Annotated in this window: 1 protein-coding gene; it reads left to right on the top strand. The window is 46.2% G+C overall.

The window, feature by feature from the left end; genetic code table 11:
- Window positions 1-181: 181 nt before the first annotated feature.
- On the top strand, window positions 182-439 hold a 258-nt coding region (locus ACYVRA_RS09100; protein WP_461252386.1), incomplete at its 3' end, for an RsmD family RNA methyltransferase.

Below are 439 nucleotides of genomic sequence, written 5' to 3'. Positions count from 1 at the left end.
CAGCCCAATTTCACCCACGCTGTACCCTGAAATGCCGGCACTAATCGCCAGATTAAGAACGGACAGTTTAAACCGTAAAGAGCAGTTAGATGAATCTTATGTCCCGACGGAAAGCGCCATTGCCGAGCCTGTCGTAAGCAAGGACGAGTTAAACTGCCTCCTTGGCGCCATATAAGAAATCATGAGAATTACGGGCGGAATCCTAAGCGGTAGAAAGGTTTCTGTCCCTCAAGGCTCCCGTGAAATCAGGACAAGCATGGATAAGATGCGCGAATCTGTCTTTGCGTCCCTTGGAGATATTACTGGACTTTCTTTCCTTGACATTTTTACCGGATCGGGAATTAGCGCCATAGAAGCAGCTTCCAGAGGAGCGTCATATATAGAAGCCGAAGAACAGGCTAAATTAAAACGAAAAACACTACTTGAAAATGTGGCAATT

Source organism: Treponema sp. R8-4-B8, from assembly GCF_054786175.1.
The sequence above is the reverse complement of the archived record's forward strand: the minus strand, read 5'-3'. Positions and strand labels throughout refer to the sequence as shown.